Raw genomic sequence first — 18,383 nt, forward strand, 5'->3', positions numbered from 1 at the left:
TGTATATTCGGCACAGCTTGCCGCACGAGCTGCCGTAATCTCCCTGGTTCCGTTTATGAAAGATGCTCGACGACCCGTTTCGAAAGGTAGGGAGATAAAAACCCCTGAAGCATCGCTCGATACTTGAGATCAAAATAGATGGACGAGCCGATGCGCAGGCTCTCTGCCGAACCTGTGACGTCGATGACAGTGTAATCGGAATTGGCAGTCACGATCCTGACCCCGGCTTCGCGCGGAATAAGTGCTTTCGGGTCCGCGTCGACGACTCCAAAATCGAGAATGGCCCGCTTGCGGATTTCTGAAGTTGCGGCAACGCCTAGGTCCGCGACGGCGCCGCCTCCATCGATACCGGCCGGCTTGTCCTGGATTTCGACGATGGTTCCGCAAAACCGGAGGGTGTCGGTTCGTAATCCGACAAAGGGCTCGTCAGCGACCGGTATCGTTCCCAGCAATGCTGCTTGTCCGATCCTGACCTGAGTGGGCCAACTGGCCAGGATTTCTGAACTCATCCAATGAATAATGGAGGAGCCTCCAAGGGATATCTTCGGTACACTGATCCCCTCTTGCCCGAGATCGCGCGCCAGCCGGTAAAGACAGCTTAGATTCGAATGGGAGGGTTGGACCCCGTTGGCACAGGCATAGTTGGTTCCGAAGCCCTCGAAGACAAGGTTGCGATGGCGCTTGGCAAGGATCGCTCGCATGACGGCAGGTGCCTCATGCGGCAGCACCCCCTCCCTCAAGTCGCCGACATCGACCATCAGGAAGTAGCCGTGCTTCACGCCGTGCTTTTCGGCAGCGCTGTCGAGGGCATCCAGAATGCTCGGATCGGAGTTGAGGCTGGCCTTCGAATAACGAACGATATCCTCCGCCTGCAGCGCTGTCGGAAGGCTCGTGGTCATCACCGGCGTCTTCAGCTGCGCGGAGAAATTCCTGGCGATTTGAATCTTCGACATTCCGAGATAGGCGGGAGCCTGCCGATCGACAAGCTGCAGGATCGGTGCGTAGTCGTGGCAGGGCTTGACCACGAAAACCAGTTCGAGCCCGTTTCGGTCGGCGTCAGCTTTGATAAATTGCAGGTTTGCTTCAATGGATTTCAAATTAACTGCGAGCTCAGCCATTCTATGGTCCTCGAGTTTGATGGGTCGCTAAGCGATCTGCGGTTCCGTCAATGTTTTGCTGCCGTCCTCAATCATGCGAAGCCTCAATTCGCCAAGTGCCGACGGCTTTCCTTGGCTGCCGAAGAATAGGCCGACACTGCCGTGGTTGGCGTATTCGGGACTGTCACGCTTCATCAGATTGTCGACGGCTGGCAGATAATTCCAACGAACTGCGGGAAAGAGGGAGTGCGCGAGATGATAGGAATCGCCGTACGGAAAAACATTGTGCTTGACGATAGCGCCGACGACGCCTGGGAAGTCGGTCGGCCGCCCGAGCGCAAGTTCACGTTGATGATAAGGAATATCCGTCTCGCAGGTGGCAAACCAACGATGCAACGCGATATGGGCCACCCAGTAGAAAAGCGGATAGGTGATCAAGACCGGAACGACATAAAGGAACAGCAACTCGGTGTAGAAGCCGAAGTACGCAAACAGCGCGATCACGGTTGCGACTGACAGAAGGCGCAGCGCTAGGTTCCAGTTCCACATGTCTATCGCGATATAGCCCCAGCATTCCTTCAACCGATCAACAATGCCGAACGGCGTCAACGGCCGGAAAACGCCAAACCAGTATTGCCCTGCCGTAATGCCGGGCACAAATCCTCTTTCGACCATTTCCAGTCGGTCGGGATCATCTTCCGTGTTGACCGAATGATGATGTTCGACAACGTGGACCTGATGGCGCCGCCTTATTTCCGGCATGAATGCCGGAAACTGGTAAAGCAGGTTCGTGATGATTTCATTGATGCGCCGGTTTGGACCCAATGAACCATGAGCGGCATGATGACCGATTTCCTGCAGAGCTCTAAACCGGCCCGTGACAAACAGAATCGCCAGCAGCTTCAAGGCCCAGCTGTCGGTGTGATGAAATGCAAGGATGGCCGCCAGAATGAAGAGGTAGGACCAGACGAAGGCCATCGGCCCAAAAAGCCAGTCTAGCGGCTTGTAGCTCAAACCTTTGAAGTATTTGCGGTAATGCCGAACAGCATCGGCGCCTTCGGCGGGACGTGGGACATGGGAGAGATCGACCCGATGGTAAAAGGCATCGGCTGCGAGCATGAGGCCGGCAACTGCGAACAATACAACTGCGATAACCATATCATTGCCTTTTTCAAATTAAGAAATGACAGGCCGACTGTCGTCAGCGCTGTCAGAGGGCGAGGGCACGCAAGAAGACCTCTTGGGCATTGATCCAAGGGGGCGTCTTGGCCCCGTCGAGCAGGGAGAAAAGCAGTGGTGTCATTTGGGACGAGAAAGCCTGACTGCTTTCAAGTGGTGTTATGGCCGGCAGATGATCGATGGCGATCACGTAGACAGGCCTGCCGTTTGTCGGAACTTCGTAGATCGGCTCGTCGATGCTCGAGAGAGGGCCTCTCAAAAGGATCGGATTGTTATTGTTGGTCTCGCATCCGATATCCGAGACGATCCGAAGCTTGCTGTCGGATCCGATGTTTTCGGGGCTCAGGAATTTGGGCGTCGTTTCATCGACGGCCATGCAATTGACGATGATATCGTAGCTTGAGAGCGCGTGATCGACGTCAGGATCAAGAAGGGACTGACGTGAGAGGCTTGTATAATCCAGCCCGAGTTCATTCAGCACCATGACGGCACCGACACCACACTGGCCGCGGGTCCCCAATAGGGCAATCGACGGGTGCCGGCAGTCGTTGAGGCCTGAATGCGCTCGGCCCAAGAGTTCGTCCAATTGGGTCGGCGCGGTGAACAGCCTTGCGGGGGAGCTTGCCTCGGCCCCTCGATCTCGGACCAGAGGATTGCGGCAAGGACTGTCCCGACTTTTCCAGCGATGGTGCTGAACGCAGGCACCTTTGCGCCCGTCTCGTCCGTCAAGAACTCGGTATCGTAGTGGGTTCCGCCTCCACGCGTAAATCCCTCGAGCATCTTGAGCGCGGTCGGTTTCTCGTGAAGAATCCGTGTCTTGGTATATTGATGGGCATAGAAGACATGCTCACCGTAGAACGGCTCGCCGGTCAATTCCGGCAACTTGATGCCGACGGTCACCGTATCCTTGCGTTGCTGGCGCCAAGTGTCGCGCGGTTCGATGATGCAGCCATGCCTTTGATATTCGCTGTCTGAAAAGACACGTTTTGGTGCCGTTTCGACATGAACTTCATATCCGCGGTCGATCAGCCTGGAGGCATCCTCTGGCGTAAGCGGCGCTCGGCGTTCATTGGGGTTGACTTCTCCACGGACCCATATCGTTTTCATTATCCACCAAAGCTGTTGTGAAAGCGCGCCACGACCCTCGGTCCGGTGCAAGGGGCGCCGGTTCCGTGAGATAATTCATATTGCAAAGTACGTACTATGAAGTACGCATAAACAAAACCGGAAGTTGAACATGAGTCAAGCGTTTTCTATTGAATGCGAAGTTTTTCTCCCTTTCGCGCCTGTGCCGCGCTACAAGACATCGCCATGCAGAATCCGGAGGAAATTGATGCGACGGCCTCTGAACAAAAGGCGGCAAATTGACCGTAGCGCCGAAACCCAGCAACTGCTCATTGAAGCTGCCATCGAGATGCTGTGTGAAAAAGGGTTTGCCGGTGCGACCACGGCAAACATCGCGGCTTCGGCGGGCGTCACGACCGGCGCCCTTCATCATCACTTTGCAACGAAGGACGACCTGTTGTTCGGCGTCCTCGATTATGTCTCGGAGCGTATCGTTCTGGAATTTCGTCTCTTCGGCCGCAAGAGCAGCGGGCAGCCTATTGATCTTCAACTGCTTGTCAGGCAGCTTTGGAGCATTTACGGCGGCCCGCAATACTGGTCGATATGGGAAATCATCATGGGTTCGCGGGAGGACGAGCGCATGCGTGAGCGTCTTCTTCAACATCGCGAGCGAACGATGGAAGCGCTAAACCAGTGTTGGCTCACCCTGAACCCGAGCCTGACCACGATCGATCAAAGAACAGCCAGAGTGCTCGATCTTCTGCTTTCTTCCATTCGAGGTCTTTGTATGGACCGCTTCATGAGAACCGACGAGCGATATTTTCATGAGCAGTTGACGCTCCTAGTCGAGAGCATCGAACCAATCTTTGCCAAGAGCTGATTGCCACGCGCCAGAACAACTGAACAGAGATTTCCTAGTCAAGGGCATTAAAACCTAAGCGCGATGTTTCATCTAAAATGAATCTCGCCAATTGACATACTAACTAATATGTATGTTATTTTGAAATCGCAATAAGGTGGAAATTGCCTTTGATTATGGTCCGGTGCGCAAGCGGACCGGGTCAGGCTCCGGCACACTCTCTGTTGTGAACAACCAAGCTGAAGGGTCGGCGAGATGAGCATGGACGCTTTGAATGGCGTAACCGCTGCGAACAGCCAAAGATCAGATCGAAGGGCCAAGACGCTCGTCGGCGGTTCGATCGGCCATTTCATAGAATGGTACGACTGGTCAATCTACGGGCTGCTAGCAGGGGTGTTCGCAGCACAACTCTTTCCCGCTGGGAGCGAAGCAGCATCCCTTATGACGAGCTTTGCAGTGTTTGCGATAGGCTTTGCCGCTCGTCCGCTCGGCGCTTTCATATTGTCGCCGATGGCCGACTGAACCGCCCCGGCTTTGCCGGAGACCGTTTGGTTTAAGTTATGCGGCCATGGCTGGTGCATCCAGCATGGCGTAGTAACGTTGTTCGGCTTCGGCTGGCGGGATATTCCCGATGGGCTCCAGAAGACGCCGGTGGTTGAACCAATCGACCCATTCGAGGGTGGCAAACTCCACGGCTTCGAAGTTGCGCCAGGGTCCTCTCCGGTGGATGACCTCGGCCTTGTAAAGACCGTTGATCGTTTCGGCCAGAGCATTGTCATAGGAGTTGCCAACACTTCCGACGGAGGGCTCGATGCCCGCCTCTGCCAGTCGTTCGGAATAGCGAATGGACACGTATTGAACACCGCGGTCGGAATGATGAATGAGCCCGCCGCGATGGACGGGCCGCCGATCATGAAGCGCCTGGTCCAGAGCATCGAGGACGAAACCCGCATGAGCGGTCCGGCTCGCCCGCCAGCCGACTATCCGGCGGGCGAAGGCATCGATCACGAAAGCGACGTAAACGAAGCCCTGCCAAGTGGCCACATACGTGAAATCGGAAAGCCACAGCCTGTTTGGCGCTGGAGCCTTGAACTGGCGGTTGACGCGATCGAGCGGGCATGGTCCGCCCTTGTCGGACACGGTGGTTTTGACGGGTTTGCCGCGAATGATGCCTTGAAGGCCCATCGCCCTCATGAGCCGAGCGACGGTGCAGCGGGCGATGTCGTAACCCTCTCGCTGCAACTGTCGCCAGACTTTCCGCACGCCATAGACCTGGAAGTTCTCGTTGAACACCCGGCGTATCTCGACTTTCATGGCGATATCATTCCGCTCGCGGGCCGATAAGCGGCCCACGTCCCTGCGCTTGGCAATGACCTCATAGTAGGTGGACGGGGCAATCGGCAGCAGTCTACAGATCGGCTCGACCCCGAGCACCGCGCGGTGTTCGTCGATAAAGGAAATCATCGCTTCAGTGGGCGGTCGAGCTCCGCCTGGGCAAAATATGCCGACGCCTTGCGCAAAATCTCGTTGGCCTGACGTAGCTCGCGGTTCTCCCGCTCCAGAGCCTTCATCTTCTCGGCCACATCGCTCGGCAGGCCTGCCCGCTTGCCACTATCGACCTCCGCCTTCTTCACCCACTCATTCAGTGTGTGCGCCGAGCAGCCGATCTTGGCCGCAATCGAAGATACTGCCGCCCATCGAGAACGATGCTCGGCTTCATGGTCCGCCACCATTCGAACGGCACGGGCGCGGACTTCAGGAGAGAATTTGTTCGTCGTCTTGCTTGCCATAGACCCTACTTCTCACGAGTTGGGGTCTCCGGTAAATCCGGGGCGGTTCAGTCCGCGATACGCCAGACGGTGGACGCAGTCACAGAATGCCGTGGGTACGAGCGCTGCGCGATGGCGGATATCGGGTGATCTTCCTTCAGACAAATCGAGATCTACGCGAAGCGAAGGACGACTTCTCGTCGGAGTTTCCTTGGGATGACGGCTACCCGGAAATTGATCTTTTGTTCCTGGAATGGCGGTGGCCGATTCCAGGTAGGAACACGGGCGTTTCGAGAGACGATCCCGGTTACACCCCGGATCTCGACCGCCAAGATGATCTCATTCAGTACTATACCGTTGGTCGTAAAACACCGACCATCATTTGGGACAAAGACCTCCAGCTATCGGATAATCACTGGATCTCCAAGTTGGCCAATGTCCGAATTGCGCAGGCAACCGCCGAATGCCGGCAACCGGTCTTCCCGTTGCTCTTTCCGATTGCGGATGAGTGGTTTGAGACTGTATTGGCTGACCTCTCTTCAGCGGGTTTTTCGGTTCCGGAGCGAGATATCGTCTACATTGGCAATCGCTACGATAGAGATGATCATTTCGAGCGATTTCTGTGGCCCCTTTCCAAGAGCTTTCAGGTGGATGTCTTTGGCAAATGGCAGGATCCTACGCGATGGCAAACGATCAATTTCAAAGGACGTTGTGAATTTTCCGATGTAGCCAGTATTTATGCTCGATCGCCGGTGACGCTTCTCTTATCTCTCGCACGTTACCGAAACGCGGGACAAGTAACGCAGCGTATCTTTGAAGCGCTTCTCAACAAATGCATGGTGGTTGCTCCGTCGGATATCAATGAGATATCTAGATACCTGCCCGAGCGCTATATTGTTAATAATGCGAACCAGGCCGAATTGGCGTGCCGGCGTGTCATAGAGATGAGACAAAGCGGCGGGCTTCAAAACGAGCTTGTCGAATGTCTGGATAGGCTTCGTCCGATGTTAGCCAGCCAACAAATTAAAAACTTTGCCGCCATTGTTTCCTCGGTAAGTCGATAACAAACGGGGTCGTGCGCTAGATATCTGCGATCGGAATTTTCACGAATCTAAGGATTAATTAATTGGTTTCGCTAGCACTTTTTGTATCAGGATTGGCCATGGCGATGATTATGCCCTATCAGGCGATCGTCGGGATTGAGATTTTTAAGGTCGCGGCGTCCGAATACGCGGTAATCGTCTTCGCGAGCTCGCTCATCTCGGTGGTTGGATCTTTGGCGCTGGGATTTGCCTCTGATCGATGGGGTAACCGATCGCAACTCTTGCTTATTGCATGCAGTCTGGTGTCGGTGGGATACGGAGTTGTATGGGGCGTGCATTCCTGGCTCGCGTTTACCTTCGCTCACGTCATGCTCATCCCATTTTTAGGTGGCGTATTTGCCCAGCTTTTTGCGGTAGTCAAAGCTTCGGTCCGCCCGGGGCAGAGGGCCGCCGCGGCGATAACAAGGGCGCGAACAATCTTTGCATTCTCGTGGGTGATCGCACCGGCCGCCGCGGCATTCCTTATATCGACTGGAATGCCGCTTACTGATGTTTATCTGTGTGCCGCGATCCTGATGCTGGCACTCCTTATCTTACTGACAATCAATTTCTTCCGGGAGCGCCATACGCAAGTACCTCCCCAGCTATCCGCAAACGGGTTTGCCGCGAGTATGCGAGAGATCGTTTCCCCTGGCGTGCTCATGCCTTTGGTTATGGTCAGTGGTGCTTCTGCGTCCACCCGGCTCTTCCTCATGTTGTCCGGTATCCTCATTGCCGGCCTGGACCAAGGAAGCACACGTCAGGTTGGGCTCTATTCAGGCATCTTTGCCCTCATAGAAATACCGTTCATGTTGGCGATCCCGCATGTTCTGAAGATTCTTCCTCGGGGTACGGTGCTTGCGTACGGCTGCGGGCTGTTCGCTGTATATATGGCTCTGCTTTCACAGGCGTTTTCCGTTGGTTACATGTATGCCATCATGGCTTTCGGGGCCGTTGGAAACGCCATTATTGCCAGTTTGAGCATCAGTTTCTTGCAGGATCTGCTTGCACATCGGCCGGGACTTGGCGGTTCGCTCCTGACGCTTTCGGGTGTCCTGGCTGTCGGTATCAGTTCGCTGATTTTCGCGTTCGGCGTTGCCGTCGACGGTTATGCGGCAGCGGCCTTTGGGGGGAGCATCCTCGCTGCGGTCTGTGGAGGCGGCCTGTATCGTTTGGAGCGGCGACGGCCGACATCAAGCGCAATATCACAAGAGGCGTAATTCCGACTGATCAACGGAGGCTTCCCAATGGCTGCCACCACGACAATTCATACGTTTATACAACCTTTAGTAGGAAAACGTGGAATGATTACATTTGAAGGTAATAGCCTGAGCCGAATTTATCCTGAAATCCTCGCAGAGCTTATCAAGAATGGGCGCCCGGTTGCTCCGCGTGGGGTCCAGACATTCGAAGTTATGCCAGCCGTTGTGACACTCCGAGACCCGCTGGATCGCCTGATCCGTAGTAAAGCGCGTGCCATAAATCCCGCCTTCGCAGGAGCGGAGGCCCTCTGGATCTTAGCAGGATCGTCTACGAGCTGGATTTTTGACTACAACCCGCGACTAGCGCGCTATGCCAATGATGGTGTTCTTATGGGAGCATATGGCCCACGCTTGCGGAACTGGTCCGGGCGAATCGATCAGCTTCGTGGTGCTGTAGAAAAGCTCAGGGCAGATCCCCAATCGCGACAAGCCGTCATTCACATCTATGATCCTGGAAGCGTAGAGCCGTGGCACAAAGATATACCGTGTACAATCGGGCATCGCTTTTATATCCGTGACGGCGCTCTCAATATGATCACCACCATGCGAAGCCAAGACGTTTGGCTCGGCTTGCCCTACGATGTATTTGCAAACACGGTGATGATGGAGCTTGTTGCCAAGGAGCTAAATGTCCCGCTCGGCACCTATCATCATTGCTTAGATTCGCTCCATATCTACGAGTCAAATATGGAGGCAGCCAAACGGGTCATCGCAGAGACAAGCCCCCCGGTTTTGCGTTGTGCTCCAATAGATCTCAGCCTCGGTGAGATCGAAGTAGTCGCCCAGGCCTCATGGGTGGATAGCGATATCGTTAGTGCCATCAGCCCCGTCCTGTCGAGGGTGATGCAGGTATATGAAATGCATCGCGCCGGAAAAATTGACGAAGCGAAACAAGCGGCGGCAGCGTTACCTAGCCCATATCAAGAGCTTTCCTTTGATTGGCTTGAGAACCGCACGGCATGATTCGTCGGCGCCGCAGAGCAGCCGATATCATTACTTCCCTAGCTCCATGTTTCCCGAGATTTTCCATGAACGACCAGAAATTTCTTGCCCTCGCTGAGCATATAGCCTCCTGGAGCCGCGATAACGGCCGCCATGTTGGTGCTGTGATTGCGGACGCTGCAATGGGGATTAAAGCGGTCGGGTATAACCGCTTTCCAAAAGGGGTGCGTGAAGACATTCCGGAGAGGCACACTAGACACGACGGAGCGAAGTATCTCTGGACCATTCACGCCGAACGCGCCGCGATATGTTGTGCGGCAAAGGATGGGAACCCGCTGCTGGGTTGCACAATGTACACATCGTGGTTTCCCGTTGATATCCCGATGATAGAACAAATATTTATGGAAGCTGGAGTCGCTACTCGTTTGATCAGGAAACCGGTGGCGTAGCCTGCCCCTGCCTTTCGATTGGCCTCGCGCGTATGCAGGCGCTCAGGCTTCCGACTCCCTTGTGCCTAATTGGTGTCAGCTGCGCAAAACTCAAGGGTGCCCCGGTTACATGAAATGTATCGGTGCGGGATTCATGCAGATAAGTGATTGAAAAATATGGTAGGCGGTACAGGATCCGAACCTGTGACCTCTACCGTGTGAAGCCTCGCCCAATGGCAGAAGGTCGAGCCAGCGGGTGAAGAGCGGTGTTATCACGAGGGTCACCGCAGCGACGGCCACTGCGACCGTCGCTTGCGTCGGAGTCGTGCTGTGTGTCGAGCCCGCCATCCATTGTAAAACCCCAAAGATCTTTGGCAGTCCCGTACCGAGCAGGATCGCGACCAAAGCGGCGAAAGCCGTATTGATCGCAATGCCGAAGAGCAGCAAGTGCTCCGGATTATAGCGGCTCCGATACCCCATCAGGAGGACGGCGACCAAGCTGACGGTTGCGCCGGCAGCAGCGGCCCCACGTTGTGAGATGGGCGTGTAACTCGGCGCAAGCAGTACGAGCAGGAGGATGCCGAAGGCGGCCCCGTGCTGACGCCGATGACTTCCGGGCTCGCCATCGGATTGCTCGTCATGCGCTGGATGATCGTTCCCGAGAGTGAGAAGAGAATGCCGGCGGCAGCGGCAGCAGCGAGACGCGGAAGCCGCCAGATCAGCAACGATTGCATCTGTGAAGGTGACGCAAAGCTCCAGCCGTTCAGCGATGGGCAAAGGGACAGGGAAACCCAGATCAGCGCAAGCAGCACGATCGCCGTGATCGCCAGGTAGAGGAGAGGGCGATGGTTGCGCTTCTCCGCGATCGGTGACGCAGGGGTTTCCACGACCGGCATCCGTCTCAGGAAGACGGCGATGAGCGGTGCGCCGAGAAGGCCGGTCGCGGCACCAGCAGGGATTTCGCGCATGAAGCGCGCAGCCTGCTGCAGGGCTTCATCGGCGGCAAGCAGCAGGATTGCGCCGATCGAGACGCTGGCGATCATGCGCTGCGGCAGTCTGCGGGCAGCTGCGGCGCGGGCGATAAACGGCGCTGCAAATCCGACGAAGCCGATGACGCCGACGGCGCTGACGGTGAAGGCGGCGAGCAGTACAGGCATATTCGTTGAAGTTGTAAGTACGCAGCGGATTGGTGGCATCGGAGGATTGACCATGGCTGGGCAGATCGACGGCGATGATCCGGTGTTTTCCGGCAAGGGTCTCGATCTGAAAATGGAATGTTTCCTTGCAGACGGAATTGGCGTGGATCATGAGGAGGGGGATTTCGTCGCCAGGTGCGTCATAGAACGCGATCTGGCCATGGGATGTTTCGATCGTTTTTTCATTCATCATCGATGCTCCGCGTGCACCTTCGAAATCTCGTTCTGAGCGTGTCGCGAGAGGACCTAAACGATCTATATGACCACAATCTGAACCTCACCTCAGAGGCCCCCGCCCGCCCACTATCCGTTGCAATAGTGGGCGGGTGACCGATTGAGTTTTCCAGATATTGGGCAGACGAGTTGACTTTTACTGACCTGTTGCAGGCTTTCTTAAATCCACAAGGTTCATAGAAATCCATATTTCTCACGGTGATATGGATGCGTCGTATTGTAGAAAAGTCGATTGTAACCGGCTTACTATCGGTGTTGGCCTCGCTTGCGATCTCGTTCAGCATTGTGCCATTGTTAGGCGGGCAAGTGGCGGGCGCGGGTCTGTTCATGACCATATTGTGTCCGCTGGCCATCTCGGTCCCGGCGTCGGCGCTGCATTTCACTCAGTCGGAAAAGGTGCGACGGGCAGAGGCCGCGACGAAAGAAGCTCTGAACAAACTGGCCGAAGCTTATGAAGCCCTCCGCATTCAGTCTCGCAGTGACGGCCTGACCGGCGTTCTTACAAGAAGCGCTTTCATGGAAGATCTGGATATGATTTGCCAACGAGGTGGGACCGGTGTCCTGCTGTTTCTGGACTTGGACCACTTCAAGTCTATCAACGACCGGTATGGTCATGCCACCGGTGATGAAGCTCTTCGCTGCGCCGGGCTTGTCCTCGCCCGTTACCAGAGCCGATCGGATTTCGCGGGGCGTCTCGGGGGTGAGGAATTCGGGCTGTTTCAGAGCGATCTGGCATTCGAACAAATGCGCGGTCGTTGTGAGGAGGTTCGGGAGGAAATCTCCCGCATTGTCTTGAAAACACCTTCTGGCACCGAGGTGCGGATCTCCACGAGCATAGGGGCGTGTTATTGCCCTCGTGGATTTGATCCATCAGATTGCCTGAAGGCAGCGGACGAAAATCTATATCAGGCGAAAGCCCAGGGCCGAAACAGGGTCATTGCGTAAACATCGTTGCACCTCTTCGCGCGACTGGAGTTGATTTCCGTTGAAGCGCAAGTCACCGAGGCCGTCGACAGGGTAAACCTTGAGCGGCCGGCGGGGCAGGTCGCGACCACCAAGAGGGCACGCTCGTGAGCAACTCGCATTGCACCAACCGTTACGCCGATCCTTCGGGCAAGGGCCTGATCACCACGTCGAATGACCAGGTCCGTGAAGGCGTCCAGCTTGTCGGAGACACGGGCAAGGCACTGACGACGATCGTGGCCGAAGTCCAGGAGATCAACCGGCATGTAACGGCGATCGTTGAATCGGCGCAGGAGCAGGCCTCAGGTCTTCAGCAGATCAACACGGCGGTCAACCAGATGGATCAGGACACGCAGAAAAACGCTGCAATGGTCGAGGAGAGCACAGCCGCCAGCCATAGCCTTGCGAAAGAAGTCGCCTCGCTCAATCAGCTTCTGTCCCAGTTCCGTTTGTCGCAGGGGGGCCAGCAGAATAACGGCTCTGTCCCGGTTCGCGAGGCGTACGGTCGCGACACTCCTATCCGTTCGCCAGCCCGCTCTCTCGGTCGTAAGATTGCATCGGCCTTCTCCGGTAACGCGGCGATTGAAACCGGCAAAAACGAGTGGGAGGAATTTTGATGAACGCCAGCCTCCCACGCGCCAGCAGATCGAAGCCGAATTTGCGGTGACGAAGGCGAAGCCTGCGGAGGAAGACGCCGCATTCGAAGCAATGATCAATGACGAGCCGCCCCAGGGGGCGGCTTTGTCGTCTCGTGTCGCCCTCCCAAACGGGCGCTCCTTGATGCTGGGGGCAGAACAAGATTAGTGCGAAATCATATGTTTAGCCGATAAAGTGATGCTTGAGATCGATTTTCATTCTAGAAATGGGGTCCTAAATAGCATTTCACCTTAAAACTTCCTATTCAGCACAGACGGCAAACTGCTGAAAATATGAACAAATTCGCTTGGCGTACGATTTCGCACTAATCTTGTTCTGGCCCCAGGAGGGGACATCGAACCCAGGAGGGACGCTACGACAGGTGCTGCGACAAACGTCACCTCGTTGAGGGTCGCCGCGATGCCCAGGGATTTGAGCAAGCGTTCGGGGCCGGTGATGTAGTTCAGGATGGCGCGCATGTAGCCGCTGGCCGCTCCGTTGACGAAACCGGCAGCAGCCCCCGCAATGATCATCAGGACGAAGGGCGCTTTCCAGGCCGCCAGAAAAGCGATCGCGGAAAACGCAAGTGTCCGGATGACGACCAAGAGTTTCAGGTATCTGACAGCATTATAGGTGCGGCCGAGGCGAGCGACGGGGACCGCGCCCAACACTTGCGCAGTGGTCATTGCCATGACAATGGCCGCACCGCTTTTCGCGTCGCCGGTCAGAGGTAGCACCAACAGAGCAAAGGCAACCGGCGCGGCAGCCTGGGGTGCAGCCAGCAAGGCATTCGACGCAAACCAGCGACCGAGAACATCTCGCATCGCGGGTGGATTGGTGGTGATATCAAGTTTGATGGGGATCTTGTCCTATGGCGAGCAGGCGTTGGAAACTTCACTCTGTACCGGCTAGGTGCGCGATGTTCAATTTGTCCGGTGTCATTAAATCGACTCCGAAGTCGTAGAATGTTTCAACACACGACGTGCCAATATTCGGGCATCTCAGCTTGTTTAAGCCGTCTCGAACACTTCCGGTCGCAGCTTCCCGGCCCTTAGGAGGTATTGAAGGGTGTACGAGACCGAAAGCGCATCATCGAGTGCATCATGGCCCTGCAGAGGGGAATGTTCCACGTTGGAGTAGTCGGCGAGCTTGTTGCTGGGGGTCTTTGCCAGATCCTCGACCGGCATCCCGGCCGCGAGCAGGAGCTTGACGGCGTTATCAAAACGCCGGGCCGGGATGGGAGTATCAACGCTGGCAATATAGCAGCTGATCGCCACCATATTCAGTTCATCCTTGCCCCACGACCAAAACCGGGCCCCGGCGGAAAAACTGTCGATGCCGGATAGTGCATCCAGCAACGTAACACCTTCCTTCTCGATAACCTCTTCAGTGATCCCGGTGAGCTTCGTGAAAAACGGGTCGAGCGCATATCGCTTTCCAAACCGATCGATCGGTTGGACATAGGTCTTGTAGGTGCCAAGGATCGGAAAGTCACTTTCCAACCCAAGCTTTACCGCGCCCGGGACACCGACCGGTGTGATGGTATCTTGCGCTGAGGACAAGTTTTCGGGGCCACCGACTTGGGAGGATATCATCGGCAAGACGATCGATCATGAGCGTCGGCGGAACCTTTTCGCCGATCTGAGTTATCTCAGCGAATTGGTCAGTGACGATAGTGCCGATCTGCACGAAGAAATTCGTGTTTTGCTAGACGATTGGCTCGACAAATACGATAGGGATGCCCGCCGTCTTATGTTCGGCACTGATTGGTCGATGATGGCGCTCGAGAAAAACTACAACTCCTATGTTTCAAGGATCAGGAGCGAACTGACTCTTGCCGGCATCAGCGAGGACCATCAGCAGAACATTTTTTGGCGAAACGCCTCCCGTTTTCTCGGTCTCGACCGACCGGGGAAAGCTCGCGACCGATTGATGTCCTATTGTCGCAAACACGGCCTGGGCGATGCTTGGCTTTCCGAACTTGCGATCGCGTGAGACCAAGATGCTTGCTGACCAGATTTGGGTGTGAGATCTCCTGATCATCTGTGCCGCTGTCAGCTCAGCGGACTAACGGAGAAATATACCAGCGACCAGCCCCAGTGCGCGTGGAGCGCTAGGAAGCCCAATCTTCTCGCCTGTGGTTCATTGAGGAGTGAGGGGTCTAGAACGTTGTCGAGATACGCATACACATCAGCTGACACAGGCGTCAGCGCGAGTGCCAAATGTCGATTCTCTGTCAAGGCTTGCAGTCCGGGGAAGCGCAACCATCGCAGATCGGCTGCGATGGCATCGATACCGGCTCGCCAGATGCGGCGACCCCATTAAGGCCTAATCTAGGTCTGATTTTCGTTTCAGCAGCAGACGGGCGCCGGTGTAGTCTCCATTGGTAATCTCGACGCCGCGTGCGGCATATGCCGCTTTAATTTTCTCTTTGGTAGTTTCGGTAGCAACCCCAGTCGCTTCAAATCGATGCACTGTCGAGAAAGCCACTCCAGCGTGGTCAGCGAGCTCTCGTACTGACCATTTGAGGATAGCGCGGGCTGCCCTGTTTGCCTCCGGAGTGAGTGCTGCCATTTAAGTCGACCAAAAAAATGAATACAGGTGTAGCGAAAAGTGCTTGACGGGGGTCTGACAAGCATCTATGACTACGCTTGTAGGCATTGCATGGCATTTTGGCCAGAGCAACCACGCCTTTCAACACCCGAATTCCATCTTCAATCCGCCGTTTTTGCGCGCGGAAGCGCCGTGCCGTCCATTCATTCCGGTGATCCATCATGGAACTGCGCCAGCTATCCTACTTCGTTGCGGTGGCCGAGGAACTGCATTTCGGCAGGGCAGCAGCCAAGGTGCATATCGCCCAGCCGGCACTGTCGAACCAGGTGATGGCGCTGGAGAAGGAACTCGGCGTGCAGCTGTTCCTCCGCACAACACGGCGGGTGGAGCTGACAAGGGCAGGGGCGGCCTTCTACGAGCGTTCGGTGAGGATCCTCAGCGAAGTCGACCTGTCGACGGAGATCGCCCGGTCGGTCGCTGGTAAGACAACGCGCAGGATTGCGATCGGCACCGTCTATCCCGCCACCATCGGCGTGCTGCCGTCGTTCCTGTCGCGCATTGCCCGCAAATATCCCGATATCCGCCTGCATATCGAAAGCGGCACCACCGATGACATCATCCGCCATATCGAGGCGGGCCGCATCAATCTCGGCTTCATAAGGCCGGTGGAGAATATCGGCTCCTTACGCTTCTTCTCGATTGCCCATGAGCGTTACCTGCTGGCTGTTGCCAGGGAGAGCCCGCTATCGCTGAAGAGCGAGATCGACATCGAGGATCTGCGTAGTGAGAAGATCATCTCCTTTTCCCGCCAGAACCTCTCCTACAGCGAGCGCTATTTCGCGGAAAAATTCGAGGAACACGATTTGACCGGCAATGTCGCCTACACCTGCGACGACACCTTCTCGCTGGTATCGCTGGTCTCAGCCGGTCTTGGCATCGGCTTCGTGCCGGAATGGACGCAGGATCTGCCGAACCGCGGTTTTGAACTGAAGAAGGTGAGGGGAGTAGACTTCAAGATCGGGCTCGGTGTCGCATGGAACAGGGAAGATCCGACGGCCTCGCGTGACGACATCATCGATATCGCACGATCGCTGGTGCGTCCGGGCAGGTGAGGGAAGGCAAACCTAGTTGCCTTCCTGATCTTTACCGGCGCTTTTTGCGCCAGGGCGCATCTTTCTGCCAGTCGCCGGCCATAATGTTCCCGTAGGGGATCACCTCGTCGACCACTTCGGCCAAGCCATAGTGCTCGATCTGCGACCGCGCGTTCGCAGCACTCTTGTAGGCTCTCGGCAGTTCCCACACGGAGAAGAACCGCGCGTCGAGGCCGCTTGTTCGGCGATGTCAGCTCGGTCGTGCCGACGGCGCAATGTTGGACGCCGGCCTGGGCGATCGGCACCAATCCGCACACCTGGCAGGTCGTTGCACAGGGCAAGAGCCCGGCCGCACACAAGGTGATGGCACACGCCGCAAAGACGCTGGCCGCGACGGGGCTTTCTCTGATTGCATCCCCGGACCGGCTTGCAGTTGTAAAGGTGGAATGGGCCGAGAAGACCGACAGTAACGCCTATCACTGCCCTATTCCTGATCATATCAGACCGCCAACGCCGTAATTGGTCCAAGATACATTCCGACGTCGACTTTACGATGAGCTGTTAAAGCATACGTCCAAAGAGGCAGCCCACGTCGGTGACCCCACTCGACGCGAGGCCGATGCCTTCTGAGCCACTTCGCTCCACAATTCGCCGTCGCCGGGTGTATACGAATGAAAGAATTGGAAGAGGGTACGATTGCTCGTTCTAGCTCTTGTTGACATCGGTTGATACGACTGCACCTCGCAAAGGGTGCGTCGCTTGGACTTCTACCGGGCGCGGCGAGGCAAGGTGCAATTTGACAGGAGTTCCTGCCGCGTCGCATAGGAGCCGAATAGTGTCATCAGGTCGCGCGCCTGTTTTTCATCCAGGTTTTTTTGGCGGGCGAAATCCCTGACGCTGAGAACCTTCCTCAGTCGATCAGTTACAAGTGTCGATGGATGAAAATGTGTGCTCATTTAAAAGGCCCTTGGTGGATGCGCCCTAGAAATGCGGCCGTCTGAAAATCGTTCCATTCGATACAAGAAACCCTAATCGGCCTCACCTGCGTGGCGCACTCGATGGTTACCTGCGTGGCACCCTTCGCAGGCGGCGGGGCGGCGAGGCATCTCGTACAGGGAAGAGCGGCTGCGATGAACATGACCATGCTGCTACAGCAATCACCAAAATTGGTCAGGAACTGCAACGCGCTGTCGTAGTTGTGCTCACAGCCAAGGAGGAACTCATGAACAACGATGAAATCAGACGCCGCGCATATGAGAAGTGGGAAGCGGAGGGGCGTCCTGAGGGCGAGCACGAGCGCCACTGGACCGAAGCAGAAAAGGAAGTCGGCGGCGGTGAACTCCCGCAGACGTCCTCGCCTGCCCATCATAGCGGAGTAAACGTTCCGGAAGGCAATGGTCAGACAACGTCTGATGCGGTCCCTTCGGGCAGCGGTCAGCCGGGAAGCTTCAAGCCGGGCGAACTCGCTTCTGAGAACAAGTAGCCCCGTACGTTTCCGAACAAACAGAGGCCGTGCCGGAACAACGCAAACGTCTGCGCCATTTCATTGGTCCCCAGATTGCATCGAGCGCCTCGACAACAAGGCCCTCAGCGCACAGATTGCGATCTTCAAAGGCGATCACCTTCAGCATCTCCACCTGCTCAACGAGATGGCGCGGGAACTTGGAATCGAAGCTCCTAGCGAAGGCGACATGAAGAAGATGCTCACAACCGGAAAGATTGCACTCGCTGACATCTTCGGCGACGCGGCTATATTGAAGGCGATGAAGACGAACGAAGACGACACTGTCACCGCCTATGAGAGGGCTATCCGTCAGGAGGACGCGATCCCGGCATCGAAGGCCTTCTTCATGAAGGCTCATCGGGACGAAGAGCGCCATCGCGCCTGGATGGAGACAACCGCGAGTAGCCTGTGACCCTGGGCGCTAGCTCTGGCTTTTGGGAGAGCTCATTGCAACCGTCGCAATGCCGCTAAAAAATCGACGTCGCTCTATTCGAACTGCATCATCCTAACAAACGAACGTCGT

Annotated in this window: 19 protein-coding genes, 5 pseudogenes and 1 other annotated feature; of the genes and pseudogenes, 14 read left to right on the forward strand and 10 right to left on the reverse strand. The window is 56.1% G+C overall.

What is annotated here, in order from left to right; genetic code table 11:
• Positions 1-53: 53 nt before the first annotated feature.
• From ACR9ZQ_RS04550 to ACR9ZQ_RS04565, 4 genes are all read right to left on the reverse strand, one after another.
• Positions 54-1,118, reverse strand: coding sequence for an alanine racemase (locus ACR9ZQ_RS04550; RefSeq protein WP_439018632.1), 1,065 nt, complete (start codon positions 1,116-1,118; stop codon positions 54-56).
• 27 nt (positions 1,119-1,145) lie between these two features.
• Positions 1,146-2,003 carry a fatty acid desaturase gene (locus tag ACR9ZQ_RS04555; RefSeq protein ID WP_481427014.1) on the reverse strand — a complete coding sequence of 286 codons (858 nt, stop codon included), beginning with the start codon at positions 2,001-2,003 and terminating at the stop codon, positions 1,146-1,148.
• A gap of 304 nt (positions 2,004-2,307) precedes the next feature.
• Complete coding sequence (locus ACR9ZQ_RS04560) at positions 2,308-2,760, reverse strand: Rossmann-fold NAD(P)-binding domain-containing protein (protein WP_481427015.1); 453 nt, start codon at positions 2,758-2,760, stop codon at positions 2,308-2,310.
• Positions 2,751-3,434: a Rossmann-fold NAD(P)-binding domain-containing protein gene (locus ACR9ZQ_RS04565; protein ID WP_481427016.1), complete on the reverse strand. Its 684-nt coding sequence runs from the start codon at positions 3,432-3,434 to the stop codon at positions 2,751-2,753. The genes ACR9ZQ_RS04560 and ACR9ZQ_RS04565 overlap by 10 nt, the downstream gene beginning before the upstream one ends.
• A 79-nt stretch (positions 3,435-3,513) precedes the next feature.
• Here ACR9ZQ_RS04565 and ACR9ZQ_RS04570 point away from each other — a divergent pair, with 79 nt between their 5' ends.
• Together ACR9ZQ_RS04570 and ACR9ZQ_RS04575 are read left to right on the forward strand one after the other, a co-directional pair.
• A complete protein-coding gene (locus ACR9ZQ_RS04570; protein WP_481427017.1) occupies positions 3,514-4,221 on the forward strand; it encodes a TetR/AcrR family transcriptional regulator in 708 nt (235 codons plus the stop codon).
• Between the two features lie 240 nt (positions 4,222-4,461).
• Entirely contained in the window at positions 4,462-4,722 is a 261-nt protein-coding gene (locus ACR9ZQ_RS04575; protein WP_481427018.1) for a hypothetical protein, read from the forward strand.
• 36 nt (positions 4,723-4,758) lie between these two features.
• Here the strand turns inward: ACR9ZQ_RS04575 and ACR9ZQ_RS04580 are convergent.
• A protein-coding gene (locus ACR9ZQ_RS04580; protein ID WP_481427019.1) for an IS3 family transposase occupies positions 4,759-5,990 on the reverse strand; the annotation gives its coding sequence in 2 pieces (ribosomal slippage) (positions 4,759-5,699 and positions 5,699-5,990; 1,233 coding nt in all).
• Positions 5,590-5,706, reverse strand: a sequence feature (AL1L pseudoknot). It overlaps the preceding gene by 117 nt.
• Before the next feature lie 86 nt (positions 5,991-6,076).
• Here ACR9ZQ_RS04580 and ACR9ZQ_RS04585 point away from each other — a divergent pair.
• The 4 genes from ACR9ZQ_RS04585 to ACR9ZQ_RS04600 all read left to right on the forward strand — a co-directional run bounded on the left by ACR9ZQ_RS04585 (position 6,077) and on the right by ACR9ZQ_RS04600 (position 9,704).
• On the forward strand, positions 6,077-7,033 hold the full coding sequence (locus ACR9ZQ_RS04585; RefSeq protein ID WP_481427020.1) for a glycosyltransferase family protein: 957 nt from the start codon (positions 6,077-6,079) through the stop codon (positions 7,031-7,033).
• A gap of 62 nt (positions 7,034-7,095) precedes the next feature.
• The gene (locus ACR9ZQ_RS04590) at positions 7,096-8,271 is read left to right on the forward strand and encodes an MFS transporter (RefSeq protein ID WP_481427021.1); all 1,176 of its coding nucleotides are present in this window, start codon (positions 7,096-7,098) and stop codon (positions 8,269-8,271) included.
• Positions 8,272-8,298: 27 nt separating this feature from the next.
• A complete protein-coding gene (locus tag ACR9ZQ_RS04595; RefSeq protein WP_481427022.1) occupies positions 8,299-9,276 on the forward strand; it encodes a thymidylate synthase in 978 nt (325 codons plus the stop codon).
• Between the two features lie 65 nt (positions 9,277-9,341).
• Complete coding sequence (locus ACR9ZQ_RS04600; protein ID WP_481427023.1) at positions 9,342-9,704, forward strand: cytidine/deoxycytidylate deaminase family protein; 363 nt, start codon at positions 9,342-9,344, stop codon at positions 9,702-9,704.
• Between the two features lie 105 nt (positions 9,705-9,809).
• Here the strand turns inward: ACR9ZQ_RS04600 and ACR9ZQ_RS04605 are convergent.
• Positions 9,810-10,894: pseudogene (locus ACR9ZQ_RS04605) on the reverse strand (iron chelate uptake ABC transporter family permease subunit).
• On the opposite strand from ACR9ZQ_RS04605, the gene ACR9ZQ_RS04610 reads away from it, so the two are divergent.
• From ACR9ZQ_RS04610 to ACR9ZQ_RS04620, 3 genes and pseudogenes are all read left to right on the forward strand, one after another.
• Positions 10,893-11,108: a hypothetical protein gene (locus ACR9ZQ_RS04610; RefSeq protein WP_481427024.1), complete on the forward strand. Its 216-nt coding sequence runs from the start codon at positions 10,893-10,895 to the stop codon at positions 11,106-11,108. The pseudogene ACR9ZQ_RS04605 and the gene ACR9ZQ_RS04610 sit on opposite strands and share 2 nt — an antisense overlap.
• Positions 11,109-11,320: 212 nt before the next feature.
• Complete coding sequence (locus ACR9ZQ_RS04615) at positions 11,321-12,058, forward strand: GGDEF domain-containing protein (protein WP_481427025.1); 738 nt, start codon at positions 11,321-11,323, stop codon at positions 12,056-12,058.
• 170 nt (positions 12,059-12,228) lie between these two features.
• Positions 12,229-12,693: pseudogene (locus ACR9ZQ_RS04620) on the forward strand (methyl-accepting chemotaxis protein); the annotation flags it as partial.
• 270 nt (positions 12,694-12,963) lie between these two features.
• Here ACR9ZQ_RS04620 and ACR9ZQ_RS04625 read toward each other — a convergent pair.
• Together ACR9ZQ_RS04625 and ACR9ZQ_RS04630 are read right to left on the reverse strand one after the other, a co-directional pair.
• Positions 12,964-13,536 (reverse strand): hypothetical protein, encoded by a 573-nt coding sequence (locus ACR9ZQ_RS04625; RefSeq protein ID WP_481427026.1) that lies wholly within the window; start codon positions 13,534-13,536, stop codon positions 12,964-12,966.
• A 186-nt stretch (positions 13,537-13,722) separates the two neighbouring features.
• A pseudogene (locus ACR9ZQ_RS04630) lies at positions 13,723-14,235 on the reverse strand (3'-5' exonuclease family protein); the annotation flags it as partial.
• A 16-nt stretch (positions 14,236-14,251) separates the two neighbouring features.
• Here ACR9ZQ_RS04630 and ACR9ZQ_RS04635 point away from each other — a divergent pair.
• Positions 14,252-14,707, forward strand: coding sequence for an amidohydrolase family protein (locus ACR9ZQ_RS04635; protein WP_481427280.1), 456 nt, complete (start codon positions 14,252-14,254; stop codon positions 14,705-14,707).
• 333 nt (positions 14,708-15,040) lie between these two features.
• Here the strand turns inward: ACR9ZQ_RS04635 and ACR9ZQ_RS04640 are convergent, their stop codons facing one another.
• Positions 15,041-15,286, reverse strand: a complete 246-nt coding sequence (locus ACR9ZQ_RS04640) for a helix-turn-helix domain-containing protein (protein WP_481427027.1) — start codon at positions 15,284-15,286, stop codon at positions 15,041-15,043.
• A 200-nt stretch (positions 15,287-15,486) separates the two neighbouring features.
• Here ACR9ZQ_RS04640 and ACR9ZQ_RS04645 point away from each other — a divergent pair, with 200 nt between their 5' ends.
• Positions 15,487-16,377: a LysR family transcriptional regulator gene (locus ACR9ZQ_RS04645; protein WP_481427028.1), complete on the forward strand. Its 891-nt coding sequence runs from the start codon at positions 15,487-15,489 to the stop codon at positions 16,375-16,377.
• A 31-nt stretch (positions 16,378-16,408) separates the two neighbouring features.
• On the opposite strand, the pseudogene ACR9ZQ_RS04650 reads toward ACR9ZQ_RS04645, so the two are convergent.
• A pseudogene (locus ACR9ZQ_RS04650) lies at positions 16,409-16,603 on the reverse strand (RtcB family protein); the annotation flags it as partial.
• On the opposite strand from ACR9ZQ_RS04650, the pseudogene ACR9ZQ_RS04655 reads away from it, so the two are divergent.
• The 3 genes and pseudogenes from ACR9ZQ_RS04655 to ACR9ZQ_RS04665 form a co-directional block, all read left to right on the forward strand.
• Positions 16,600-16,875: pseudogene (locus ACR9ZQ_RS04655) on the forward strand (amidohydrolase); the annotation flags it as partial. The pseudogenes ACR9ZQ_RS04650 and ACR9ZQ_RS04655 overlap by 4 nt on opposite strands.
• Before the next feature lie 703 nt (positions 16,876-17,578).
• On the forward strand, positions 17,579-17,839 hold the full coding sequence (locus ACR9ZQ_RS04660) for a DUF2934 domain-containing protein (RefSeq protein ID WP_481427029.1): 261 nt from the start codon (positions 17,579-17,581) through the stop codon (positions 17,837-17,839).
• A gap of 208 nt (positions 17,840-18,047) precedes the next feature.
• Complete coding sequence (locus ACR9ZQ_RS04665; protein ID WP_481427030.1) at positions 18,048-18,272, forward strand: hypothetical protein; 225 nt, start codon at positions 18,048-18,050, stop codon at positions 18,270-18,272.
• The last annotated feature ends 111 nt before the right edge of the window (positions 18,273-18,383 follow it).

The organism is Rhizobium sp. KNZ14-9A, assembly GCF_056755015.1.